Source organism: Cupriavidus sp. 01L46, from assembly GCF_056399905.1.
Window position 1 is genome coordinate 1 of the sequence record NZ_JBFTSF010000038.1, and the last position, 23496, is coordinate 23496.

The window sequence follows — 23496 nt, forward strand, 5'->3', positions numbered from 1 at the left end:
GCTCACTGCAATCAGCTGCGCCTGTTGGTCGATCAGCGCCGACCAGCGTACCAGCGTGGCGGCGTCATAACCATCGGGCAGGTCGAAGGGCGTAATCCGCGCTACCAGCTGCGTGCGTGCCATGGCCTCGCCATACTGGAGCCACAGGCTTGCCACGCCCGTGCCGCCGGCCGTTGCGATCTGGCGCACGATGTTCTTGAACTGATAGGCGTGGGCAAAATCCTCGACGCTGAATTCCGCATAGGTCAGCCCCGCCACCAATGCCAGGATGAAGGGCGTGGTCAGGCTTTGCAGGGTCAGGGCCGGCAGCAGGACGGCCATGGAAGCCCCCGGCATCATCCGCTGGCTCAGCATCCAGGCCGCGCCGGCAAACATGCAATACCCCAGCGCGATGTAGCGGCGTTGCCCCGTCAAGCGGGCGCCGGCATAGGTAAAGACGCAAAGGCCCGCGAAGCCGATCAGTCCAGTGATGGTGAGCACCTTGCCGGCGGTCTGGAAGGTAAAGCCCAGCCCGGACTGCAGCGTGGTAGGTACCACATAGCCCCAGAGCCCGTTGAGGAAGTAATACAAGGTATAGAAGCCCAGCCCGACCAGGTAGCGGCGGCCGAACAGCAGCTTGGGGTTGAGCCAGGGATCGGGGTGGCGATGCTGGTGGATGAAGACGCTAGCCATGAGCAACAGCCCGACGATCGGGGTGATCGCTACCGACGGCGAGTTCGCCAGCTCGTAGAATCGCAGGTCGCCCAGCCCGTGTAGCAGCACCAGCGCGCCCGTGCCCAGCAAGATCACGGTCACCCAATCCATGCCGCCGACGTCTACCTCCCACGGTGCCAGCGAGGCCGCGAGCCGGCGCGGATACGAGACCAGCACCAGCAATATCGCCGCGACCGACATCGCGGCCTGGACCACGAAGATCATCCGCCAGCTCGCATCCTCCACCAGCACCGCGGAAATCCATGGGGCCAGTGCCGCCAGGCCCATGCCGCCGGCGTTGAAGCCCAGGAAGAGGGGCCGGCGCTCTTCACGGGCGGCGACCAGCTGGATGATGATGCGCGACGCGGTGAACAGGCCACCCGCCCCAAGACCCTGTACCGCGCGCGCCAGGCTCAGTTCGAGCGGTGTATTGCAGACAGCGCAAAGCGCGGCGCCCACGGTGGCGATGAGCAGGCCGAGCAGCGTGAATCCGCGATAGCTGATGTCCTGCGCGATGCGCCGCAGCACCAGATTGGCGACGGTGGCAGCGGCGGCATAGGAGGTGAGGCTCCAGAGAAAATCCTCAGGCGAGGCGTGAATGCCACCCCGGATATGGGTGCCCGCGACGCCCATCATGGACGACGCCACGAAGTCCACGCCGGTGGTGCAGCCCAGGGTAAAGGCGAAGAGATAAACCTGCGCAGCCGACAGGTCGGGGTGCTTGGCCAGCATCGCACTGCCAGTTGCCATGACGGTCCCATCGATCGCGTAGATGCAATTCGCAGCCTGGCGCCGCCGGGGCGACGACCCGCTTACCCAGTATCGGCGAAATGATCCGGGCGCCCAAGCGGAACCGATGGGGGATGACAGGAGGACGTGGCTTCAGGCCCGCGGCCTGGTGTGCTGGAACGCGTCAAGCAGCCGGTCGCGCAACGCGCGCCACGCGCGCGGCACCGTGCTGAGCCCGGCGGTCAGGCCGGGATCGTAATAGTGGACGATCAAGGAACGGCGCTCGCCCGCCTCGGCATGCAGGTTGGCGTGCAGGGTGACGAAGCCGTTGAACGCATAGACATTGCCCGGCAAACAGGCGATGCGGTCGCACTGGTGCTTGGCAAGATGGCGGAAGGTCTGCGCGCGGCGGATGACGAACGGCAGGTTGCGCAACAGGATCAGCCGGATCTTCGCAACGATATTCGACAAGGCCGTCACCGCACGGCGCTGGCGCCGGTAGATGATCAGGTCCCCGTTTTCCTGGGTGGCCTGCGCCTCTTGCAGCGGAATCAGCAGCGTCAGGATATGGGAGTCGTAATGCCGCAAGTGGCTCTGGGCGGGCAAGCCGCTATTGACACAGCGCAGTACGCACAGTGGCGGCTCGCCGTTGAGTTCCCAGCCGGCCTTGCGCGCCCATCGCCTTGAGATCTCGCAGGCCTGCCGTTCCGCCAGCTGAAAGCCCTCGTTTTGGCGCAGCATGTCTGCAAATTGCACGGCTGCCTGCGTGGCGCGGCGGCCATCTGCGGGCCGCCACGTTTGCCGGCTGGCGTCGATTGTCGCATTGATCTCGTCGAGCAGATGTCGAGTCACGACGCCTTCGAATACCTGGAGCCCGGGCGGCTCCGCGTCGATGTCGTAGTCATGCATCGCATGTTGCTCCGCTTCCCGCCCCGTTCCGCCCAGTGCAAGGGCCGGGAAGGGGGCGACATGTTGCGGCCGGCCACAAATGGCCCGCCGCTACCGGACGAGGCGCGGCTCGCGTTGCCGGCCTTCCTCCTGATGATCTTGCGCAGGCAGCCGCTGGCATCGATTAGCGTTGCCAGGGAAGAAAACGCGGGCGGTCCCATGTCCGGTGTTATGAATCTACGGCTTCCGAGCGTTACCGAACGGACAAAACTACTTTCGGATCCGCCAGACGGCACAATCCGAGTCGCTTTGTTTTTGTGGCTTGAATTGCACTTCTTTGGTGCCGAGAGTTCGGGCGGGGCGCTGCAGTCAAACACGCTCGGGCTCCGGTTTTACCGGGCAGCCATCCAGGCTGAATGTGTTGGGCCAATAATGGATTCCAGGGGCTTGGCCATATTAATTTCATCAGGCGGCTCTTATCGGCAAGATAACCATCAAGGTAATCGAAGCAGTAATGAGAGATAGCGCCGGTCCATCAGCTTCCAGTCAAATGCATTGCGCGGGGTAAGCGTTGGTGGGCGTTGGTGGGCAATGGTGCGTTTGCCCTCACTGTTTACCGTTGCGCAATTGACAACTCCGGTTGCCGGGAACATCATCGCTCGGGAAAATAGACGCGCCTCTGTGCAGCGATGTCGCCCGTTCGTCGGCGAAAAGCCCATGGAAGGTAGCCATTCCGACGAGGAACCGGGGTCATGATTATTTCGCTACGCCGAATTGCGAGCGCGCTTGCGCTCGGTCTGCTGTTGTCTGCCTGCGCCGCGGGCCCGCAAACTTCCGCGGTGCCGCAGCCAGCTTCGCCGCCATCCGATGATGCGGTCAAGGCTTTATCTGCCCAGATTTTTGTCTATGCCTATCCGCTGGTGCTGATGGATGTCACGCGTGAGGTCATGAGTGCCCGCGTGCCGGCCAATACCTTCTCGCATAAGCGCAGTTTCCCGGACGCCACCTTCACCGACGTGGTCAGCCCGAATGCCGATACGCTCTATTCGACGGCATGGCTGGATTTGTCGGGCGGCCCGGTGATCCTCGCGCTGCCCGACACGCACGGGCGTTATTACCTGATGCCGCTGATGGACGCCTGGACCAACGTCTTCGCGTCGCCGGGCAAGCGCACCGCGGGCACCAGAAAAGCGGTCTACGCTGTCACGGGGCCGATGTGGAATGGCACCTTGCCGCCAGGCGTCACGGAAATCCGCTCGCCGACCGAGATGGTGTGGCTGATCGGCCGTACTCAAACCAATGGCAAGCAGGATTACGCAGCGGTCCGCCGCTTGCAGGACCAATATCGCCTGGCGCCGCTCTCCGCCTTGCAGCGTGGCGGCAAGGCGCGGCCCAAGCCCGCCGATGCGATGCTGCCCGAAGCGGTTCCCGTGGATATGGAAACGCCGCCCGTTGAGCAGGTGGCGGCAATGGACGCGCAGGCATTCTTCACCCGCTTCGCCGAATTGCTGCCGGCCAATCCTCCGGCCGCGGCCGATGCGGCCATGGTGGAATCGATCAAGAAGCTCGGGATCGTTCCGGGCAAGCCCTTCTCCGTGACCGCGCTGGAGCCATCGACGGCCCGCGCGGTGCAGGAGGGCGCCACCACCGCCCTGGCGGGCATCGTGGCCATGGCCAAGCGCGGCAGTGGCGAAGGGGATGGCAAATGGATCGTGCACCGGGATCTCGGCGACTACGGCACGGCCTATGGCAAGCGCGCGCTGGTGGCGCGGGTTGGGCTTGGCGCCAACCTGCCGGCGGATGCGTTGTATCCCAGCACGCGGGTCGACGCCGGCGGCAAGCCGTTGAACGGGGCAAACCGCTACGTCATGCATTTCAACAAAGGCCAGATGCCGCCGGGCACGGCCTTCTGGTCACTGACGCTCTATAACGACAAGCAGGCGTTTGTCGCCAATCCGCTCAACCGCTATGCCATCGGGGACCGTGACCGGCTGCGGTACAACCGGGACGGCTCGCTCGATATCTATATCCAGAATGCGCGCCCGGCGGGCAAGCGGGTGGCCAACTGGCTGCCGGCGCCGCCTGATGGCTTCAACCTGATGATGCGGGTGTATTGGCCCCGGCAGGTGATGCTGGACGGCACCTGGAGCGCGCCGCCGGTGATGCGGGTGGAGTGAAGGCGGGCTCAGAACTTGTATTTGATGCCAGCATAAAGCGCGCGGCCCGAACCGGGATAGAACACTGCGGTGTTGGCTGTCCGCGCGTCGGCCACGGTGCTGAAGTCGCTCACATAGCGCTTGTTGCCGAGATTGCGCGCATCCAGGAACACCGTCACGCCGCGCTGGAATGCGTAGCTGGCCTGCAGGCCAAATAGCACGTAGCCAGGCGTGCGCAGCGTGTTGGCGTAGTCGACATAGGCGCCGCCCGGCACCCAGTCGATGGTCCCGGCAACGCGCAGCCCGGCCGCGCGGCTGTAGGCAACGGTGGTGCGCAGCACGTGCTCGGGTACGCCGGCGATGCGGTTGTTGCCGTACTGCGGATCGTTGTCGAAGCGGAAGTCGCTGTAATTCCACAGTTGCGACAGCGTGAGCTTGTCGCCGGAGCCGAACAGGTTCTGCAGCACGTCGCCGGAGACGCCGAGCTCCACGCCTTGCAGCGTGGTGCGGTTGGCGTTGAAGGTCGCGGCCGGGATGTTCGGGTTGGTGGTGTATTGCAGCAACTGGTCGCGCACCAGCGAGCGGTAGGCCGTCACGTCCCAGGAGTAACGTTCGCGCTTGCCCCGCGTGCCCAGCTCCAGCGTCCAGCCGCGCTGCGCGCTCAGCGGCACAAAGCGGGTGGTGGTGGCCATGGTCTGGCTCAGGTCGGTAAAGTCGGGTACGTCCGCGCTGCGCGTGATGTCGGCAAACGCCTGCACGTCAGGCGCAGGCTCCCACAGCACGCCGAATTTCGGGTTCACGCCGCTGTAGGTGGCGCTATCGGACTTGGCCGTGGGATTGGCCGGCAGGCCGCCGTAGTCCTGATAGCGGCGGACATTGCGGTAGGCCTTGGCACCGGCCATCAGCGCGATGGTGGGGGTCACGTAAAGGCGGTCTTCGAGATAGGCCTCGTAGTTGTACGCATCCTGCGCGGCGTTGAGCGTCTGCCCGCCGCGGTTGCCGGCGTTGTTGACGTACTGGCGCGCATCGTTGTTGCCGCCGAAGAAGCGCGCGCCGACGATGAGCTGGTTGCGCAGGCCGCCGATGGTCTGCGTGCCGGTGTAGCGCGGCGCGAAGCCATAGGTCCAGTAGTCCTGGTCGATGACCTGGAAGATCGGGTGGTACAGGCTCTTGTGAATGACCCAGGTGCTGAAATCGAGCTGGCCGCTGTCTAGCTTGACGGTGGTGACATTGGCCACGCGCTCGGTGCGCGTGTTGCGCGCCTGGTCGCCGGACAGCGCGGCCGGCGCGGCCTTCTTCGGATTGTTCAGCGCATCGGTGAGCGACAGCGCGCCGGGCAATTGCTGGTCGACGATATAGGCGCCCACATAGAAACGGGTTTCCACCGCCGGGTTGAACCGATAGCCGAAGTTGGCGTTGAACTGCTCGTACTGGCCGCGCTCGTGCGCACGGAACCCGTCCGAGTGGTTGACGCTCAGGCTGGCGAGAAAGTCGAAGGCGCCGATCTGGCGCGAGACCTGGCCGCTGGCGCGCGCCGTGCCGAAGCTGCCGCCATCGACGCGCACCTGGTTGGGCGCATCGGCGGTGAGCGCGGTGGGCGTGGTGAAGTTGATCGCACCGCCCAGCGTGGTGGTACCGTAAGCCAGCCCGTTGCCGCCCTTGTAGATTTCGGCCGCGTTCAGGCCGAGCGGGTCGATCTGGTAGTAGTCGCCGCTGCCGTCGGCAAAGTTGGTGGGGACGCCATCTTGCAGGAGATCCAGGCCACGCGCGTGATAGCCGCGCGCAATGCCCGAGCCGCGGATCGACAGGCGCAGTTCCTGGCCGTAGCGCTCCTGCACATACACGCCGGGCGCATCCTTGAGCACGTCGCGCAGGTTGCTGGCGTAGGTGTCGCCGTAGGACGCGGCGTCGACAAAGCCGACCGAGCCGGCCGTCTGGTCCAGTGCCTGTTGTTGCTGCTGCACGTTCGGCGCGGTGAGCGAGCCTGGGGCCTTGGCCGTAACGGTCGCCACAGGCAACGTGACAGTTGCATCGGGTGTGGCGGGCGCGCCAGCCTGTGCGAGCGCGGCGGTGGTGAATGTGGTGAAGGCGGCGGCGGGCAGGGCGGCGGCGCGCTGCTTCCAGTGTCTGGCTCGTTTCATGATTTCCCTTGTGGCGCCAGGCCTGCTTTGGGCCGCGCCTTTTCCTTTTAACCGTGCTTGGATAGCCGCGTACGATACGGAGGGAAGCCTGGTGTACGCTATGTGACACATTGCCGCAACGTGCACCCGGGGGCAGTCTGCCCGTCGCGGTGCGGCGTTTTGCCGCTTTGCGTGCAAGGGAACGCAAGACGGCCAACGGGCCGGCATGCGATGCATGCCGGCCCGTTGGCTTGGTAAGGCTTGGTGGCGCTTGATCGGACCTGGCAGGGCGCGGATCAGGCCGCCTGGCTAGCGCAATCGGCGCAACCCGCTGCGTGCGCGGCGCCATGGTTTGCGGCGTGCACGCCCAGCCCGGTGCGGCGGGTGGCGCGCTGCCACTTGGTCGCGCTGTCCTTGCCGATCTGCTCGCGCAGGCTGCGCGCGGCGGCGACCATATTGGCCAGCGCGGCTTCGGTTTCGGGCCAGGCGCGCGTCTTCAGCCCACAGTCCGGATTGACCCACAGCCGTTGCGGCGGAATGACCTCGCAGGCGCGTTCCAGCAGGTGCGTGATGGCTTGCACGCTAGGCACGCGCGGCGAGTGGATGTCGTACACGCCCGGTCCGATCTCGTTGGGGTAGTCGAACTCGCCGAAGCCTTCGAGCAGCTCCATGGCGGAGCGCGAGATTTCGATGGTGATCACGTCGGCGTCCAGCGCGGCAATGGCGGGCAGGATGTCGTTGAACTCGGCGTAGCACATATGGGTGTGGATCTGCGTTTCGTCCGCCACCGAGGCGGCCGAGATCTTGAACGCATGCACGGCCCAGTCCAGGTACGCGGCCCAGTCACCCTTGCGCAGCGGCAAGCCTTCGCGCAGCGCGGGCTCGTCGATCTGGATGATGCGGATGCCGGCTTGTTCCAGGTCCGAGACCTCGTCGCGGATCGCCAGCGCGAGTTGCAGCGTGGTGGTGGCGCGCGGCTGGTCGTCGCGCACGAAGGACCATTGCAGCATGGTGACGGGGCCGGTGAGCATGCCCTTCATCGGACGGTCGGTGAGCGATTGCGCATAGCGCGTGGTTTCCACCGTCATCGGCTCGGGGCGGTACACATCGCCGTAGATCACCGGCGGCTTGACGCAGCGCGAGCCATAGCTTTGCACCCAGCCGTTTTCGGTGAAGGTGTAACCGCACAGCTGCTCACCGAAATACTCGACCATGTCGTTGCGCTCGGCTTCACCGTGCACCAGCACGTCCAGGCCGAGCGCTTCCTGCTTGCGCACGGCGGTCTCGATTTCTCCGCGGATGCGCTGCAGGTAATCCAGCGCGCCGATGTCGCCGCGGCGGTAGGCGGCACGGGTCTGGCGGATCGCCGGTGTCTGCGGGAAGGAGCCGATGGTGGTGGTCGGCAGTGCCGGCAGCTGCAGCGCGGCGCGCTGGTGTTCGATGCGGGTCTGGAACGGGCTCTTGCGCTCCGCCATGGCAGCGGTGACTGCCGCGACGCGTGCCTGCACCTGCAGGTTAACCACGCGGCGCGAGCTGCGGCGCGAGGCCAGCGCGGCATCGGCGGCGGCCAGCTCGGCGGCGACCGCTGCCTCGCCTTCGTTCAAGGCGCGGGCCAGCACGCTGACCTCGGCCAGCTTCTCGGTGGCGAAGGCCAGCCAGGTCTTGATTTCCGCATCGAGCTTGCGCTCGGCCTCTAGCGAGACCGGTACGTGCAGCAGCGAGCAGGACGGCGCGACCCACAGGCGCTCGCCCAGTTCGGCATGCAGCGGTGCCAGCGCGGCCAGCGCGCGGCGTAGGTCGGTGCGCCAGATGTTGCGGCCGTCGATGACGCCGGCGGACAGCACCGCGCCGGCCGGCAGCACCTTGCGCCAGGCGTCGAGCTGCTGCGGCGCGCGGACCAGGTCGATGTGGAAGCCTTGCACCGGCAGGGCGGCGGCGCGCGCGGCGTGGTCGGCGGCGCTGTCGAAGTAGGTAGCCAGCAGCAGCTTGACGCCGGACCTGGCCAGTTCGGCGTAGGCGCTGTCATAGGCATCGAGCCATGCCGGCTCCAGGTCCAGGCACAGCGCGGGCTCGTCGATCTGCACCCATTCGATGCCACGTTCGCGCAGGCGGGCCAGGATGCGGCCATAGGCGGCGACCAGGCTGGGCAGCAGGCTCAGGCGGTCGAATCAGTCCACGTGGGTCTTGGACAGCCACAGGTAGGTGACCGGCCCGATCAGCACCGGCTTGGTCTTGAGCCCCAGCGCCAGCGCTTCTTCCACTTCATCGAAGAACCAGTCCACGCCGCCGTCGAAATGGGTATCGGGGCCGAGTTCCGGGACCAGGTAGTGGTAGTTGGTATCGAACCACTTGGTCATTTCCATGGCGGGCTGGGCCTTGTTGCCACGGGCCAGCTCGAAGTACTGGGCCAGGCTCAGCTGCGTCGGGTCGAAGCCGAAACGCGTGGGCAGGGCGCCGAGCAAGGCGCTCAGGCCCAGCACCTGGTCGTAGTAGGCGAAGTCGCCCACCGCCACGCCGTCCAGTCCGGCTTGCGCCTGCGACTGCCAGTGGCGCTGGCGCAGGCCGGCCGCTACCTGGCGCAGGCTGGCCTCGTCCGTTTCGCCGCGCCAGAACGCCTCCTGGGCGAATTTCAGTTCGCGCTGGGCGCCGATGCGCGGAAATCCAGCGATATGAGTGCGTGCCATGCAGTGCTCGGTATTGGGAATGTGACGATGGCGCACAGTGTGGAATCCAGCGTAAAATGAATCAAGCGATAAGATTTAATCAACGTATGAGTCAATTTCATATCACGCCATCCCGGCGCCATGTTTCACATTCCAGGAGCAAACCGTGATCGAAGTCAGGCACCTGCGCTCGTTGGTAGCGATTGCCGAATCCGGCAAGCTCGCCACGGCCGCGGAGCGCGTGCACGTCAGCCAGTCGGCGCTGTCCCATCAGATCAAAGGCATCGAGGCGCACTACGGCCTGCCGCTGTTCGACCGCACCCGCCAGGGCCTGCGCTTCACGCCGGCCGGCGACCGGCTGCTGGCGCTGGCGCGCGAGACGCTGGCGGCCATCAGCACGGCCGAGCGCGACCTGGCCCGGCTCAAGGGCGACACGCGCGGCGAGCTGCGCATCGTGCTGGAGTGCCATACCTGCTTTGACTGGCTGATGCCCGTGATGGACGAATTCCGCCGGCGCTGGCCGGAGGTGGAGGTGGACCTGGTGGCGGGCTTCCACGCCGATCCCCTGGCGCTGCTGGCCGAGGGCCGCACGGACATGGTGATCGGCTCGATGCCGCCGGCCAAGCGCGGCCTGGCGGTGGCGCCGCTGTTCCGCTTCGAGATCCTCGCGGTGATCGCCAACGAGCACCGGCTGCGCAACAAGCGCCGGATCGAGGCGGTCGACCTGGACGGCGAAACGCTGATCACCTATCCGGTGCCGGAGCAGCGCATCGACCTGATCCGCGAAGTGCTGGAGCCCGCCGGCATCAAGCTGCAGCGGCGCACCGCCGAGCTGACGGTGGCCGTGCTGCAGCTGGTGGCCAGCCGCCGCGGCGTGGCCGCGCTGCCCAACTGGGGCGTGAAGAACTACGTCGACCACGATTACGTGCTGGCCAAGCGCATCGGCGCCAAGGGTTTGTGGAGCGAGCTCTATGCCACCACGCCGGCGCCGCTCGCGCAGCGCCCCTATGTGCGCGACTTTGTCTCCATCGTGCGCGATACCTGCGCGGCCGAGCTGGATGGGATCGAACTGCTGCCGGAGGGCGAATAAGGGGCGGCCCTACTGCACGAGCTGCCCGCTGCGCTCGGCCACGCCGATGCGGGCCTCGGTGCCCGCGTTGAATTGCAGGAAATCGGCTTCGATGCCGTCGCTGAAGATCACGCCAGTTTCCGGCATCAGCGAGCGCAGCACGATCTGCTCGCCGCGCGGCACGTTGCCATAAACCAATGTGGCCTGGCTGGCGCGGCTCGGAAAGGGCTCGCGCACCGCAAACACCAGCCGGTCGGTATCCCATGGCAAGGGTTGATAGGCTACGTCGGCGCCACCGTCTGGCTGCGCAATGGCGCGCGCGCCGGTGACGATGCTCTTGAGCCAGGCAGTGGAGCCAAGTCCCGTGGAGACAATGACGCCGCTCGACGACTGCACCTCGCTGCGCGCGCCGAGCTGGATCTCGTAGCGCGCCGAGGTGTGGCTGCGCGGCCCGATAAAGAAGTCGTTGACCGCGTACAGCACCTGCTGGTCCGACAGTTCGGCGCGCGCCATGGTGACCGGGCGCGCGGGGCGGCGGTCCTGCATGGCTTCGGCCAGCACACGCGCCAGGTCGCCCACCTTGAATGGCAGCAGCACGCCGTCGTGGCGCGCCGGATCCGGGTTCACGCCGATCAGCGGCTGGCCATTCAGGTATTTCATGGTGTTGGCAACCAGGCCGTCCTGGCCCAGGGCCACCACGATGTCCTCCGGGCCGAACAGGAAGTTGGGCAGGAACTGGCGGTCCACCACCTGCCGGCGCAGGTAGCGCGACAGCACGGCGGCCACCTGTTCGCGCGCAGCAAGATAGGTGTCGTGCTCACGCTGGTAATCGGTGATGTCCGCGCCGAGGTGTTCCAGGTAGAAGCGTGCCTGCGCCAGCGAGTGGTAGCGCGCCAGCAACTCTTCCAGCCGTGTTTTGCGCGTCACCAGCACTACCTTGCGATCGGCGCTTGCGCTCATTGTTTTGGCTCCTTTTTCTCTTAACTACTTAATACCGCTTAAAGCGTCTTGAAGCGTCTTGAAGCATCTTGAAGCTGCGCTGATCTTCGGTTATTTTGCGCGGCCGCTGCTCTGCGGTGCCAGCAGCGACTGAAGCAGTTCCGGCGACATATTCAGCTGCCCGATCTTCTCGGCCTTGTCGGCAATCCCGCCGAAGGCCTGCGCGATCAACTGGCCCGGCGCCATGCCCGATGCGGCCAGCGCCTGCACGATGCGCGCGTCGGCGCCCTGCAAGGCCTGCATCACGGCGCCCAGGCGGTGTGCCTCGGCCTCGGCGGTGGTGCGTGTGTTGTCGGCCTCCAGGCCCACGAACTCCTTGCGGCGCGCTTCCAGCGTGATCTGCGCCTCCATGGTGCTGGCCTCCAGTTCCGCCTGCTTCTTCTGCACCGCGGCTTCGGCTTCCATCTGGGTTTCGCGGATCGTGCGCTGCTTGAGCTCCACCGCGACTTCGGTGTCGAGCTCGCTCTCCTTGATGGCGCGTTCGTTTTCCACCGCGGCATTGCGGCGGGCGTAGATGGCGTCGTCGGCGGCCTTCAGGATCTGCTCGCGGACCTCGGCTTCCAGCGCCCGCGCGGTTTCGGCGCGCGGCTTGACGGCCACCATCGAGAACGACAGGATTTCCAGGCCGAGGGCCAGCAGGTCCGGATGCGCCTTGAGCGCGCCTTCGACCTGGCGGGCCATGCGGTCGGACGCCTGCAGCGCGGAGCGCAGCGTTTCGGCGCTCACGGCCTGCTGCACCAGTACCTCCACCACGCCCTCGACGCGGGTGCGCAGGTTCTGCGGATCCTCGGAGATGTAGTTGCGGCCGTCCGGCTTGAGCGCGAAATTGAGCATGGCGGCCGTCTTGCGCGGCTCGGTGATGCGGTAGGAGAGGTTGCCTTGCACGGTGACGGACTGGAAGTCGGTCGTGATCAGCTCGAAGATATACGGCAGGATCTGGCTGCCCACGGGCACCGCAACGAGGGATGTGGTGGGCGCGTAGTAGTAGAACGACTGGCCGCTGCCTTCGCGGATGATCTTGCCGCTCTTCATCTGCATCAGATAGGTGGTGGGATCTGCCTTGATGAATCGGATGCCGAACATGGTGGTCCTTTCCGGTGGTGTTGTTGGATTCGCCCGTGCTGGGCGCCTGGCATTAAGTGTGTCTGTGCCACTAATATAAGTGTGGCTGAGACACTTGTCAATCTATAATCCGGCGTGAATGGCTTGAACCGCTCGAACCGCTCAAACCACCTCCTTCCAGGAACGCCCGCCCTATGACTAAACCCACCACCGCCGCATTCCCGCGCCCCTTGACCACCGTCGACGTGGTCATCCTGACGATCCGTGCGGGGGCGCTGCAGGTTCTGCTCGTGCAGCGGCCGGAACAGTCCGGTGAGCCATTTCCCGGGCAATGGGCCTTGCCGGGCGGCTTTGTCGATATCGAACGGGACCAGGATCTACAGGGCTGCGCGTTGCGCAAGCTGGCGGAGAAGACCGGGGTCAATAGTCCCTATCTGGAACAGGTAGGCAGTTGGGGCAGCGCCACGCGCGATCCGCGCGGATGGTCCACCACCCATGTCTACGTTGCCTTGCTGGCGGATGACACGCTGGCCTTGCAGAAAGGCGGCAACGCCGCCGACCTGCGCTGGGCGCCGGTGGAGGGTGATGGCGTGGGGATGCCGCTAGCCTTTGATCACGCCACGCTGCTAAGCGCGGCGCTCGGGCGCGTGCGGGGCAAGACCGAGTACACGTCGCTGCCCGCGCATTTGCTGCCGGCCGCGTTCACGTTAGGCGAACTGCAGCATGTCTACGAGATCGTGCTGGGCCGCCCTCTCGAAAAAAAGGCCTTCCGCACCCGCATGCTCGCCGCGGACTTGCTGGAAGACCTGGGCGCCCAAAAAGAGACCGGGCGCCGCCCGGCCTCCTTGTACCGCTTGCGCGAGCAGGCCGGCCTGGTCTACTTCACGCGCAGCTTCGAGCAGCGCTGAATCCGGTGGGCGCGGTGCCGGACTGCGTACCGGGACCCGTTCTTTGGCGACGGCCTAGGCCAATGCCAGCGAAGGTTCCACCGCGTCACGCCATGCCTCGACGTGCGCCGGCGCCTCGGCAGCGCGCTCGCCCGGCGCCGCAATCTCGAAGACCTCCAGCACGTCCACGCCGTTTTCCAGCCGCCTGACGAACAGATCCAGCCGGTCCGCATCTTCCGCTCCGACCGACAACGTGAGCTGGTAGGGCGCGGCCGCTTGCCCGAAGCACAGGTCGATCAGGTGCAGGCCGGTGCGGCGGGCGTTGGCCAGCGTCCATTCGACGGCGCCGAAGAGGTCAGTGCGGTCCAGCCGCAGGGCGAGGTTCAAGGTTGACATGGTATCGGCGGCAGTTTGTTGGGGTTTGTGGCCGGGAAGGCATGCGACAAATTTACCAGCGCCACCTCAGAATGGGCTTCTTTATTGCCTCCAGTTCTGATCAATTTGGAGATGAATTAACTGTTGATGATAGAGTTATGGGTGATTCCTTCCTTATCATCGGCAGAAGACATGGCAACCTCCCCAAAACTGGACGAAACCGACCGCCGCATCCTGCGCGCGCTGCGGCGCGACGGCAGGCTCTCCAACCTCAAGCTGGCCGAGCAGGTCGGCTTGTCGCCCACGCCGTGCTGGAACCGCGTGCGCGCTTTGGAAGAAAGCGGTGTGATCGAGGGCTATGCGGCCCTGCTGAACCAGAAGGCGCTCGGCCTGCCCGACACCGTGCTGATCGAGGTCACGCTGGACCGGCATGACGACGACATGCTGGATCGCTTCGGCGAAGCGCTGGCCGAATTGCCGGAAGTGATGGAAGCGTACCTGCTCACCGGCGAATACGATTACCTGATCAAGGTGGCGGTGGCGGGCACGGAAGGGTACGAGGAATTCCTGCGCCACAAGCTCTACAAGCTACCGGGCTTGCGGCACAGCCATTCCACCTTCGTGCTGCGCTGCATGAAACGGGAACCGTCAGTGGCGCCTTGAGTGGCCCGATGGATGGGGCCTCAGGCGTCCGGGCGGTCCCAGGTGTCCGTGGACATCAGGTCCGCGAGCGGGCGGCCCTGGCGCCAGCCTTCCAGCTCCAGCATTGGCGCGGGGTAGAAGGCTTGCACGGGGCCGAGACAGAGAATGGCGATAGGCTGGCCACCCGGCGGCAACCGCAATAGCGCAGCCAGCGCGTCGGGCGCGAACATCGAGACCCAGCCCAGCCCAAGGTTTTCCACGCGCGCCGCCAGCCAGAGGTTTTCAATGGCACAGGCCGCCGAGCACAGCGCCATCTCGCGCGGCATGGTGCGCCGGCCAAACACGGTGCCGTCATCCGGTGCCATTGCCACCACCAACAGCTCGGCGCACTCGCGCACGCCTTCCACTTTCAGCCGTAGGAACTCGCCATCGCGCTCGCCCAGCGCCACGGCGGTCTTCTGCCGTTCGGCCTCGACCAACGCGGCGATCTCTTTGCGCAAGGCGGCATCGGCGACGCGGATAAAGCGCCACGGCTGCATCAGCCCCACCGAAGGCGCGCTGTGCGCAGCCCTCAGCAGGCGCATCAGGACAGCTTCATCGACCGACGCGCCCGCAATGAAATGCCGCATGTCGCGGCGCGACGCGATGAGACGATAGAAGCTCTCCTGTTCCTCGGGCGAGAAAACGGCGGAGTGGCTTTCGGTCAGGGGTGGGGGCATCGCGGGGCGCAAGGGCAAAAGCCGGCATTGTATGCCTGTGCGAAGCGGCGGATCGCAAGGTGGGCTTGCGAGGGAAACGGTCAGGACTTAGCGCTGCGTATTTGCGCTGACACGCTCGACGTTACTCGAGCCAAGGATTCACCAGGCTCAGGCCTATTCCTTCGAAGTCCTTGCCGTTGCGAGTAGCAAGCACGGCGCCGTGGTGACGGCAAATAGCTGCAATTTGCGCATCTGCCATGCTGACGGGCCGTCCAGATCGTTCCCGCTGAGTTACGACTGCGGCGTAATGGGGGGCCGTATGTTCGTCGAATGGAAGTACCATGCCCGCGAATTCATCTTCGATCATTTGGAGTGCCGCCTCCTGGAGCCCGCCTTTCCTGCGCCCTTCGGGCAAACGGGCAATGCCATATAGAAGTTCAGCAACAGTCACCGCAGTAATCGCGTATTCATGTTGTGAGTGCAGGTCGAGCCAACGTATGACCGCTGGCTCAGGCTGGCCTCGCATGAATTCGGATAGCACATTGGTCAGCGCACGCCGCAGAATGGCGCGAACTTCCTCTTCCATCGAGTGGCCGTGCTGCGCGGCCTCCATGCGCAAACGTGCCTTGAGTTCCTCATCCACATGACGGATGGTCAGTGTCGCCATGTCAATCTCCTGTGCTAGCAATGCATGCAATGCTAGCACGGGACGCAGATTGGTTCACTACGCCGTATCCAGGCGCGCCTCCAACGCCCGCCCGGCAACCCGGCCGCCGCCAATCACCTCGAATCCCCGCGCCAGATCCGCTAGCAGGTCATCCACATCCTCCAGCCCGATATGCAGCCGGATCACCTGGCCGCGCCTGGACCAGTCGGTGACGCTGCGCGCGCCGCGCATGTCGGCGACCACGGCGAGGCTTTCGAAGCCTCCCCAGGAGGCGCCGATGCCGAACAGTGCAAGGCTGTCGATGAAGCGTTCGGCGGCGTCCGGTGCCGCGGCGCGCAGCGAGAACGACAGCAGGCCGTTGGTGCCGCGGCAGTCGCGCTGCCACAGCGCGTGGCCGGGGTCGCCGGGCAGGGCGGGGCAGAAGATCTCCGCCACTTCGGGGCGGGTGCGCAGCCAGTGCGCGACCGTCAGCGCGCTGCGCTCGTGCTGGGACAGGCGCGCGCCGAGGGAGCGCATGCCGCGCTGGACCAGGTAGGCGTCGTCCGGGCTGACGCTGATGCCGAAGGCGTCGGCCACCGCGGCGAGTGCGGGCCAGGCGGCTTCAACGGTACAGACCGTGCCCATCATCACGTCCGAATGCCCGGACAGGTATTTGGTCGCGGCCATCAGGGAGATATCGGCGCCGAGCGCAAGGGGCTGGTACAGCAGGCCGGAGCCCCAGGTGTTATCAGCCGCCACCAGCGCGCCGTGCTGGTGGGCGATGTCGGCGATGGCTGGCAGGTCACACATTTCATAGGCCAGCGAACCGGGTGCCTCTACGTATACCAGCCGGGTTTCGCGCCGCAGCCTGGCTTGCAGGTCGTGGCCATCGGCCGCGTAGAAGCTGGCGGCGATGCCGTGCTGCGCCAGGAAACCTTCGGCCAGCTTGCGCACCGGCTCATACACGCAATCGGGCAGCAGCACGTGCTGGCCGGGGCGCAGGTAGGCCAGCAGCGTCATCGCGGCGGCCGCCAGCCCGCTGGGGAACAGGCGCGTGCGGTAGCCGCCTTCCAGCTCGGTGACCATGTCTTCGAGTGCAAACGCCGTGGGATTGCCGCGTGCGCCGTAGGTAAACAGGCGTTCGCTGCCGCGCCGGGAGCGCATTTCGCGCATCTGCGCCACCGAGTCGAACAACACGGTGCTGGCGCGCACCACGGGCGGGTTGACGGGCTGTCCGCCATCCACGGCGCTGGCGCGGCCCGCATGCGCGAGGTGGGTAAGGATGCTGGGCTTCATGGCTTGGCCTGTTGGGGTGCCGCGCCAGGGTGGCGCGGCTGGTGTGACAACTTGCGGTGGCAGGCAGCAGCAAGAGCCATGCCGCCTGCACCGGCTGCGAGCGGATCAGTCCACGCGGGCGCCGGAGAGCTTGACGATCTGCGACCAGCGCGCGATGTCGCCCTTGAGCTGCGCGGCGAATGCCTCCGGCTTGTTGCCCACCACGTCGCTGCCGCCTTCGTTGATCAGCTTCACCACCTCCGGCATCTGCAGTACCTGCACGATGGCGCGGTTCAGGTAGGCGACGCGCTCGGGCGAGGTGCCGGCGGGGGCGAACACCCCGTACCAGTCCTCGAAACGGGCATTGCGATAGCCCAGTTCCTCCAGCGTCGGCACCTTGGCGAACACGCCCAGGCGGCGCGGACTGGTGACCGCCAGTGCGCGCATGCGGCCGGCCTGGATAAAGCCTGCCACCGAGGAGGTCGAGGTGATCAGCACGTTCACCTGCCCGCCCAGCAGGTCATTGATGGCCGGGCCGGCGCCCTTGTAGGGCACGTGCTGCAGGGCGATGCCGCTATCCTTGTCCAGCACCACGCCGACCAGGTGCGAGAGCGTGCCGTTGCCGGGCGTGGCAAAGGTGATCTTTTGCGGCTGGGCCTTGGCCTGCGTGGCCAGTTCGGCAAAGGTCTGCCATGGCGCGTTGGCCGCTACCACGATGGCCAGCGGAGCCGCATTGATTTGGGTGACCGGCGTGAAGTTCTTGATCGGGTCGAAGCCAGGCGCGCTGTACAGCGTCGGGTTCACCGCCATGACCGACACCTGCGAGGTCAGCAGGGTGTAGCCGTCCGGCTTGGCCTCGGCCACGAAGCGCGTGCCGATATTGCCGCCGGCGCCACCGCGGTTGTCGGTGACGGCGGTCTGCCCCAGCACTTCGCCGAGCCGCGTGGTGACAATGCGCGTGACGGCATCGTTGCCGCCGCCAGCGGGAAACGGCGAGACAAAGCGCAGCGGCTGCGAGGGAAAGCCGCCGACCGGCGCGAGTGGTTGCGCGCTGCCGGGGGCGCCGGCCATGGCGAGGGTGATGGTGACGGCGGTGGCGAAGGTGCGGGTCAGGACTTGCTGGATGCGTGGCATGAAAAACCCCTGTGATGTAGAGAGATGTCAGAGCGAAGGGGGCTGGGCAGGTTTTTCGTGGGCCCGGTGGCCGGTCTGGCATACCGGTCGCTGCCACTTGCCTCTTGCCCCTGTGTCCCCGGCATGCCGGGGTGTCCCCTTGGCGCTGCACCGTCGAGCCGGATGGGAATCAATGCCTCGCGACTCGCCTTGCCAGCCATGCGCACGGTTGCCCGCCGCGAGGGGCGGGAGGTGGCTGCGTGACTGGCTCGGTCGCTGATGGCGGGTCATGTCGGAAGGACGCTGTGCGGATCAGGCGAAGCGGAAAGTGGCCAGTTCCTGAGCGTCGAGCTGGCCGATCAGGTTGGTTTCCCAGGCCAGGTAGCGGCGCGCGGCTTCCTTGTTGCCGTCGTGACGGTCGTGGACGAAGAACAGGAAATCGATGCAGCGCGCATCGGGCAGGCTGCTTGCCGCGTCGCCATGCCCGGCATCGCTTGCCAGCGCATGGCCCGCCGCCTGCCAGGCGCCCGCGCCACCGGCGAGCAGCCTGATGTCGCTATAGCCCAGTGCGGCCAGTTCGGCGGCGGCCAGCGTGGCCATGCCCGGTTGATCGTCATCGCCGATCAGCACGATTGGCGTGTCGCGCGGCACGCCGGCGAGATCGCGGGCAAACACCGGGCGGATCGACCAGCGGCTGCCCGGCACGTGCCCGGCGCGATACGCCATGCTGGCGCGCACGTCGAGCGCCAGCAGCCGCCGCACGGCCAGGCCAGCCGCCAGCGCGGGGGCGTCGATGCCCGGCAAGGCACGGGAGGGCGCCACGGGGCCGGTGGGCGCGGCGAGGCCGTAGGCAAGCGCAGCCGCAAGCCCGCCTTCGAGCGCCACGGCGTCATGGCCCATCTGGCGCAGCCAGCTCGCCACCACCGTGGCGCGCACGCCATCGGCATCGATCAGCACGAGGCGCGCGCGGCGCACGCCCACGTATTGGTCGGTGGCCTGCATCAACTGGCCGCCCGGCGTGTTCTGGGCGCCGGGCACGGAGCCGGCGCTGTATTCCTCCGGCGTGCGCACGTCGCACAGGAAGGTGGTGCGCGAGCGGTCGTTCAGCCACGCGCCCGCTTCGGCGGCGTTGATGTGCGGCACCGCAAAGCGCACCGCCATCGTTTGCGCGGCGGCCCGGGCCGCGTCCAGCCCCGCAGGCGCGGCGCTGTCGGGATAGCGCCGGGTGCCGCCGTGCTCCAGCTTGTAATCGTTCAGGTACCAGCCCTGGGTGCCGTTTTCCAGCGCGAACACGGGGTTGGGCACGCCGAAGTTGATCAGGGTTTGCGCGCCGATGATGCTGCGCGTGCGGCCGGCGCAGTTGACCACGATCGGCGTGGCCGGGTCGGGCACCAGGTCGCGCAGCCGGTAAGCCAGCTCGCCGTTGGGGCAGCAGATGGCGCCGGGGATATTCATCTTGCGGAATTCCGCCACGGGCCGGCCATCGAGCACCACCGGGGCTTGCTCGCCTGCCTGCATGGCCGCCAGCTCCGCGGCCGAGACGCGCGGCGTGCCGTAATGGTGCTCGGCCAGCTCGCCGAAGGTCTTGGAGGGCACGTTGACGCCGGCGAACAAGGCGTAGCCGGCGGCCTGCCAGCCCGGCACGCCGCCGTCCAGCACGATCAGGCGGGTGTAGCCGAGGGCGGCCAGTGCCTGCGCGGCGCGCGCTGCCACGCCGTCGCCGTCGTCCGCCAGCACGATGCGCGCCGCGGTGTTGGGGGCCAGGCGGCCGATATCCAGCTCCAGCCGGCTAAAGGGGAGTGGCACTGCGTAGAACGGATGGCCTTCGCCATATTGGCCATGCTCGCGGATATCGAGCAGGGCGATCTCGTCCTGGTCGTGCAGCCAGCCCTTGAGGGTGACCGGGTCGACTTGGGTGTAGCGGGTGTCGGGCGTGTTCAGGATGGCGGGCATGCGTTTGTTCAGGCAAAAAGGGGGCCAGACCTCCTGGCCGCACGCGGGCGGGAGGCAACTGGAAATGCGTTGGAGATGGGCTTCGGCAGAAGCCGGGAGGTGGGTGTTGGCGGTAGGGCGGGTTAGCGCTGCACCTCCCGGGTGCCGTTTAGCGGCGCGTCTTGACGCCCACGCTCATGGCCTGGCAGCGGCCGGTCTCGAGGTCGTAGGCGGTGCGCCCGGTCAGGGTTTCCAGCGCGCGGCCGTACATGTGCAGGTGGCGGATCACGGATTCGCCGCGGATCTCCACCGAGTGGATGTCGTCGGGCAGCAGCGCGATGCCCGACCCCGGGCCCACTTCCACCGTGTGCGAGTGCTTCAGCGTGCCGACGCCCGGCTCGCTGCCATCGTCGGTGCGCAGGTAGACGTCGTTGTACTCGGTGCCCACCACGCCGGCCACGCAGGCCCAGGTGGTGTGGTCGTGCGGGGGGATGCGCTTGCCGGGGCGCATCACGTTGAGGTACAACGCGAAGGTCTGGTCGGGGTCTTCTGCGATCAGGTAGCGGGCCTGGCGCTCGCCTTCCTCCGGTGGGGCGAATTCGCTCTGCGCCCACAGGTGCGGCATGGCCGCGAGCTGCTCGACCTGGCCCAGCACGCTGGCCAGCGATTCGCGGGTGACGCCGCCGCTGGCTACGATTTCCTTGATCGATTGAATTGTGTCCCCGACGGCGGCCTGGCGTTGTTGTGCGATCGACATGTCTCTAGAATCCTTGCTGAGTCTTGATGGTTCTTGGTTTGCGGTGTGGTGCATCACCTTGCATGGTTTCACTGTAATGAAGGCTGGCACCTGAAACCACTTAATCACCCATGAAAATACTTAAGCAAGTCTAATGAATGCGTAATCTCGATCTGGACCTGTTGCGCACCTTGGTGGCCATTGCCGACCACGGTACCTTTGCCGCCGCGGCGCAGCGGCTGCACCGCACCCAATCCGCCGTCACCCAGCAGATGCAGCGGCTGGAGGAGCAGGTGGCGCTGGTGCTGTTCGAGCGGCACGGGCGCGGCAAGCAGCTCACGCGGCACGGCAACAAGCTGGTGGAATACGCGCGGCAATTGCTGAACCTGAACGACGAGGCGCTGCGCGTGCTGCGCGAGGGCGACCTGACAGGCTCGCTGCGGATCGGGGCGCCGCACGATGTGGCCGACACGATCCTGCCGCCGCTGCTGTCGCATATCGCGCGTGCCTCGCCTGCCCTGCGGCTGGAGATCCATGTGGGGCGCAGCCCCTTCCTGATGGAATCGTTGCGGCGGGGCGAGATCGACCTGACCGTTTCCACCCGGGAAGACACCAGCCTGGACGGCCTGGTCTTGCGCACCTCGCCCACGATCTGGGTTTGCGCGGCGGATTTTGCCTATGAGAGCGGCAGCACGGTGCCGCTGATCCTGGCTGACGAGCCCAGCCTGTTTCGCAAACTGGCGCTGGATGCACTGAAGGAGGCCGGCGTGCCCTGGCGCGCGGCGTATTTCGCGCCGAGCCTGATCGGCATCAAGGCGGCGATCCGCGCCGGGCTGGGGATCACGGCGCGCAGCATCGACCTGCTGGGTGCCGACATGCGGGTGCTGGGCGACAAGGACGGGCTGCCGCGCCTGCCCGATGTGACGTACTACTTGTGGGCGCGGCCCAATGCGGCCAACCCGGTGGCGCGGCAGGTGTTTTCCATGCTCAAGATCACCTTGCAGCGCGGTATCACGGCCGTGTGAAGGTGGCTTGAGGTCGGCTTGAGCTTGGCTTTGGGGGAAGGGGACGCTGCGGTCCCTCAGGCTGCCGGCGCAAGCCGGAAGGCACCCACCGCCTCGGCAAGCTGGCGCGCCTGCGCTTCCAGCGATCCGGCCGCGGCGGCCGCCTGTTCCACCAGCGCCGCGTTCTGCTGGGTGACGGCTTCCATCTGTGTCACCGCCTGGCTCACCTGCACGATGCCGGCGCTTTGTTCCAGCGACGCCGACGAGATGTCTTCCATGATCCGCGCCAGGCGGCCCACGGCGTTCACCGTCTCGCTCATGGTCTGGCCGGCCTGGGCGACGAGCGCGTTGCCGGCGCCCACCTTGCTGGCCGAGTCGTCGATCAGCGACTTGATCTCCCGTGCCGCGTTGGCGCTGCGCTGCGCCAGTGCGCGCACCTCGCCCGCTACCACGGCAAAGCCGCGGCCCGCCTCGCCCGCGCGCGCCGCTTCCACGGCGGCGTTGAGCGCCAGGATATTGGTCTGGAAGGCAATGCCGTCGATCACGCCGATGATGTCGGCGATCCGCTGCGAACTGCTGCTGATGTCGCCCATGGTCTGGACCACGCCGCGCACGTCGTCGCCGCCGCGCGTGGCCAGCCGCGCCGCTTCGGCGGCCAGCGCGCTGGCCTGGCGCGCGCTCTCGGTGTTGTTGCTCACCGTGGAGGTGAGCTCCTCCATGCTGGCCGCGGTTTGCTCGAGCGATGCGGACTGCTGCTCGGTGCGCGAGGACAGGTCGGTATTGCCGGCCGCGATCTCGCGCGCGCCGATGTTGACCGAGTCCGAGCTGGCGCGCACCTGGCTGACTGTGCGCGTGAGCGCCACCTGCATGCGTGCCACGGCGGCCAGCACGCGGCCTACCTCGTTATTGCCGGCGGCAGTAGTGGGATGGCTCAGGTCGCCTTGCGCCACGCGGTCGAGGTGCTCGGCGGCCGTGGCCAGCGGCGCCACGATGGCCGCGCGCAGCCCGAGGTGCACCGCGACGATCAAGCCAAGCGCGGCGGTGATACCAACCACCACGAGCCTCACCACCCATTGGTAGCGCGAGCGGCTAGTCTCGGTTTCCTGCTGCGTCAGCTGGCTCGCCTGTTCCTGGAAGCGCTCGACGCCCACCGAATACTCGGCCCCGGAGGCGGTGATGTCGCGCTCGTTGATGGCCGCGTAGGTGGCGGGGTCTCCCGCGCGCAAGGCGGCCAGGGCTCGCTCGACCGTGCCGGCATGCCGGCGCGCGGCATCCGCGACCTGTCGGCGCTGGGCGTCGTCCTGGCCTTCCTGGGCGGGCGTGGCCTCGAAGCGCTGCAACGCCTCGGCCGAGCGCTTGAGCGATTTGCCGGCGGCATCGAGTGCGCTGGTGTTGACTTCAGTGCTGCCCTCGCGGGCCGAGGCGTAGGCGCGCGCGAGCGCCGAGCGTGCCCGGGTCATGTCCTTGTACGCATCGTTGAGCAGCAGGGCGCTGGCGGAGAGTTGCTCCACGCGCCCGGTCGCCTGGTCCGCGGCGCGCAGCGCGAGCACGCCAACGCCCGCGCCGAACACGATCATGCAGGCAAAGGTCACCAGGACTGCCAGCAGGGCAGTGCGCACGCTCAGGTTTTTCATCATCGTCTGGAACAGGGGTTTGAGATCACTGGGCTAACGGACGGCTTTGGCCGGACTTGACCGAGGCCGGCGCGCGGACGCATGAAAGTTTGCGCAAAATCAATCGCGGTGCCTGAATTTGCCCTTCAGGTGCTGCTTTGCGCACAGCCGATAGCGCGGCCTCAAGTTGCTGCTG

18 protein-coding genes and 1 pseudogene are annotated in these 23496 nt (G+C 66.6%); 5 read left to right on the forward strand and 14 right to left on the reverse strand.

Translation table 11 applies throughout. The features are described 5' to 3' along the window. Positions 1 to 1443: MFS transporter (locus tag AC1DS3_RS09425; RefSeq protein WP_477127073.1), on the reverse strand; the 1443-nt coding region annotated here is incomplete at its 3' end. Positions 1444 to 1575: 132 nt separating this feature from the next. Beyond that, positions 1576 to 2331, reverse strand: coding sequence for a hypothetical protein (locus AC1DS3_RS09430; protein ID WP_441631514.1), 756 nt, complete (start codon positions 2329 to 2331; stop codon positions 1576 to 1578). Positions 2332 to 3062: 731 nt separating this feature from the next. Between AC1DS3_RS09430 and AC1DS3_RS09435 the strand changes: the two genes are divergently transcribed. Beyond that, on the forward strand, positions 3063 to 4487 hold the full coding sequence (locus AC1DS3_RS09435) for a DUF1254 domain-containing protein (RefSeq protein ID WP_441631516.1): 1425 nt from the start codon (positions 3063 to 3065) through the stop codon (positions 4485 to 4487). Positions 4488 to 4495: 8 nt separating this feature from the next. Here AC1DS3_RS09435 and AC1DS3_RS09440 read toward each other — a convergent pair whose 3' ends face one another. Further along, complete coding sequence (locus tag AC1DS3_RS09440; RefSeq protein ID WP_441631518.1) at positions 4496 to 6607, reverse strand: TonB-dependent receptor family protein; 2112 nt, start codon at positions 6605 to 6607, stop codon at positions 4496 to 4498. A gap of 275 nt (positions 6608 to 6882) precedes the next feature. Beyond that, a pseudogene (metE, locus tag AC1DS3_RS09445) lies at positions 6883 to 9270 on the reverse strand (5-methyltetrahydropteroyltriglutamate--homocysteine S-methyltransferase). 145 nt (positions 9271 to 9415) lie between these two features. Between metE and AC1DS3_RS09450 the strand changes: the two are divergent. After that, positions 9416 to 10339, forward strand: a complete 924-nt coding sequence (locus AC1DS3_RS09450) for a LysR family transcriptional regulator (protein ID WP_441631520.1) — start codon at positions 9416 to 9418, stop codon at positions 10337 to 10339. 9 nt (positions 10340 to 10348) lie between these two features. Here AC1DS3_RS09450 and AC1DS3_RS09455 read toward each other — a convergent pair whose 3' ends face one another. Both AC1DS3_RS09455 and AC1DS3_RS09460 read right to left on the reverse strand, forming a co-directional pair. Beyond that, positions 10349 to 11278, reverse strand: coding sequence for a diacylglycerol kinase catalytic domain-containing protein (locus AC1DS3_RS09455; protein WP_441631522.1), 930 nt, complete (start codon positions 11276 to 11278; stop codon positions 10349 to 10351). A 90-nt stretch (positions 11279 to 11368) separates the two neighbouring features. Continuing rightward, a complete protein-coding gene (locus tag AC1DS3_RS09460; RefSeq protein ID WP_477127074.1) occupies positions 11369 to 12400 on the reverse strand; it encodes an SPFH domain-containing protein in 1032 nt (343 codons plus the stop codon). Positions 12401 to 12573: 173 nt separating this feature from the next. Here AC1DS3_RS09460 and AC1DS3_RS09465 point away from each other — a divergent pair, with 173 nt between their 5' ends. Further along, complete coding sequence (locus AC1DS3_RS09465; RefSeq protein WP_441631524.1) at positions 12574 to 13287, forward strand: NUDIX hydrolase; 714 nt, start codon at positions 12574 to 12576, stop codon at positions 13285 to 13287. A gap of 54 nt (positions 13288 to 13341) precedes the next feature. Here the strand turns inward: AC1DS3_RS09465 and AC1DS3_RS09470 are convergent, their stop codons facing one another. Further along, positions 13342 to 13662 carry a hypothetical protein gene (locus AC1DS3_RS09470; RefSeq protein ID WP_441631526.1) on the reverse strand — a complete coding sequence of 107 codons (321 nt, stop codon included), beginning with the start codon at positions 13660 to 13662 and terminating at the stop codon, positions 13342 to 13344. A 171-nt stretch (positions 13663 to 13833) separates the two neighbouring features. On the opposite strand from AC1DS3_RS09470, the gene AC1DS3_RS09475 reads away from it, so the two are divergent. Further along, positions 13834 to 14304 carry an Lrp/AsnC family transcriptional regulator gene (locus AC1DS3_RS09475; RefSeq protein ID WP_045240794.1) on the forward strand — a complete coding sequence of 157 codons (471 nt, stop codon included), beginning with the start codon at positions 13834 to 13836 and terminating at the stop codon, positions 14302 to 14304. A 20-nt stretch (positions 14305 to 14324) separates the two neighbouring features. On the opposite strand, the gene bluB is transcribed toward AC1DS3_RS09475, so the two are convergent. The 6 genes from bluB to AC1DS3_RS09505 form a co-directional block, all read right to left on the reverse strand. Then, on the reverse strand, positions 14325 to 15002 hold the full coding sequence (bluB, locus tag AC1DS3_RS09480) for a 5,6-dimethylbenzimidazole synthase (RefSeq protein WP_441631528.1): 678 nt from the start codon (positions 15000 to 15002) through the stop codon (positions 14325 to 14327). Between the two features lie 121 nt (positions 15003 to 15123). Then, a complete protein-coding gene (locus AC1DS3_RS09485; RefSeq protein ID WP_477127075.1) occupies positions 15124 to 15648 on the reverse strand; it encodes a FitA-like ribbon-helix-helix domain-containing protein in 525 nt (174 codons plus the stop codon). Positions 15649 to 15705: 57 nt separating this feature from the next. Next, positions 15706 to 16923, reverse strand: coding sequence for a cystathionine beta-lyase (gene metC, locus AC1DS3_RS09490; protein ID WP_441631533.1), 1218 nt, complete (start codon positions 16921 to 16923; stop codon positions 15706 to 15708). A gap of 105 nt (positions 16924 to 17028) precedes the next feature. Continuing rightward, positions 17029 to 18036, reverse strand: coding sequence for a Bug family tripartite tricarboxylate transporter substrate binding protein (locus tag AC1DS3_RS09495; protein ID WP_441631535.1), 1008 nt, complete (start codon positions 18034 to 18036; stop codon positions 17029 to 17031). A gap of 291 nt (positions 18037 to 18327) precedes the next feature. Then, a complete protein-coding gene (locus tag AC1DS3_RS09500) occupies positions 18328 to 19968 on the reverse strand; it encodes a rhodanese-like domain-containing protein (RefSeq protein WP_441631537.1) in 1641 nt (546 codons plus the stop codon). Between the two features lie 148 nt (positions 19969 to 20116). Continuing rightward, positions 20117 to 20704, reverse strand: a complete 588-nt coding sequence (locus AC1DS3_RS09505) for a cysteine dioxygenase family protein (RefSeq protein WP_441631539.1) — start codon at positions 20702 to 20704, stop codon at positions 20117 to 20119. Positions 20705 to 20841: 137 nt separating this feature from the next. Here AC1DS3_RS09505 and AC1DS3_RS09510 point away from each other — a divergent pair, with 137 nt between their 5' ends. Continuing rightward, positions 20842 to 21708 (forward strand): LysR substrate-binding domain-containing protein, encoded by an 867-nt coding sequence (locus AC1DS3_RS09510; protein ID WP_441631541.1) that lies wholly within the window; start codon positions 20842 to 20844, stop codon positions 21706 to 21708. Between the two features lie 56 nt (positions 21709 to 21764). On the opposite strand, the gene AC1DS3_RS09515 is transcribed toward AC1DS3_RS09510, so the two are convergent. Then, positions 21765 to 23321 (reverse strand): methyl-accepting chemotaxis protein, encoded by a 1557-nt coding sequence (locus AC1DS3_RS09515; protein ID WP_441631543.1) that lies wholly within the window; start codon positions 23319 to 23321, stop codon positions 21765 to 21767. Positions 23322 to 23496 lie beyond the last annotated feature (175 nt).

What these genes read in the sequence shown, in the direction of transcription:
- AC1DS3_RS09430 (WP_441631514.1), bottom strand. Translation starts at nt 2,331, where the DNA reads ATGCATGACTACGACATCGACGCGGAGCCGCCCGGGCTCCAGGTATTC.
- AC1DS3_RS09510 (WP_441631541.1), top strand. Translation starts at nt 20,842, where the DNA reads ATGCGTAATCTCGATCTGGACCTGTTGCGCACCTTGGTGGCCATTGCC.
- AC1DS3_RS09440 (WP_441631518.1), bottom strand. Translation starts at nt 6,607, where the DNA reads ATGAAACGAGCCAGACACTGGAAGCAGCGCGCCGCCGCCCTGCCCGCC.
- bluB (WP_441631528.1), bottom strand. Translation starts at nt 15,002, where the DNA reads ATGCCCCCACCCCTGACCGAAAGCCACTCCGCCGTTTTCTCGCCCGAG.
- AC1DS3_RS09455 (WP_441631522.1), bottom strand. Translation starts at nt 11,278, where the DNA reads ATGAGCGCAAGCGCCGATCGCAAGGTAGTGCTGGTGACGCGCAAAACA.
- AC1DS3_RS09435 (WP_441631516.1), top strand. Translation starts at nt 3,063, where the DNA reads ATGATTATTTCGCTACGCCGAATTGCGAGCGCGCTTGCGCTCGGTCTG.
- AC1DS3_RS09495 (WP_441631535.1), bottom strand. Translation starts at nt 18,036, where the DNA reads ATGCCACGCATCCAGCAAGTCCTGACCCGCACCTTCGCCACCGCCGTC.
- AC1DS3_RS09485 (WP_477127075.1), bottom strand. Translation starts at nt 15,648, where the DNA reads ATGGCGACACTGACCATCCGTCATGTGGATGAGGAACTCAAGGCACGT.
- AC1DS3_RS09505 (WP_441631539.1), bottom strand. Translation starts at nt 20,704, where the DNA reads ATGTCGATCGCACAACAACGCCAGGCCGCCGTCGGGGACACAATTCAA.
- AC1DS3_RS09500 (WP_441631537.1), bottom strand. Translation starts at nt 19,968, where the DNA reads ATGCCCGCCATCCTGAACACGCCCGACACCCGCTACACCCAAGTCGAC.
- metC (WP_441631533.1), bottom strand. Translation starts at nt 16,923, where the DNA reads ATGAAGCCCAGCATCCTTACCCACCTCGCGCATGCGGGCCGCGCCAGC.
- AC1DS3_RS09515 (WP_441631543.1), bottom strand. Translation starts at nt 23,321, where the DNA reads ATGAAAAACCTGAGCGTGCGCACTGCCCTGCTGGCAGTCCTGGTGACC.
- AC1DS3_RS09470 (WP_441631526.1), bottom strand. Translation starts at nt 13,662, where the DNA reads ATGTCAACCTTGAACCTCGCCCTGCGGCTGGACCGCACTGACCTCTTC.
- AC1DS3_RS09475 (WP_045240794.1), top strand. Translation starts at nt 13,834, where the DNA reads ATGGCAACCTCCCCAAAACTGGACGAAACCGACCGCCGCATCCTGCGC.
- AC1DS3_RS09465 (WP_441631524.1), top strand. Translation starts at nt 12,574, where the DNA reads ATGACTAAACCCACCACCGCCGCATTCCCGCGCCCCTTGACCACCGTC.
- AC1DS3_RS09460 (WP_477127074.1), bottom strand. Translation starts at nt 12,400, where the DNA reads ATGTTCGGCATCCGATTCATCAAGGCAGATCCCACCACCTATCTGATG.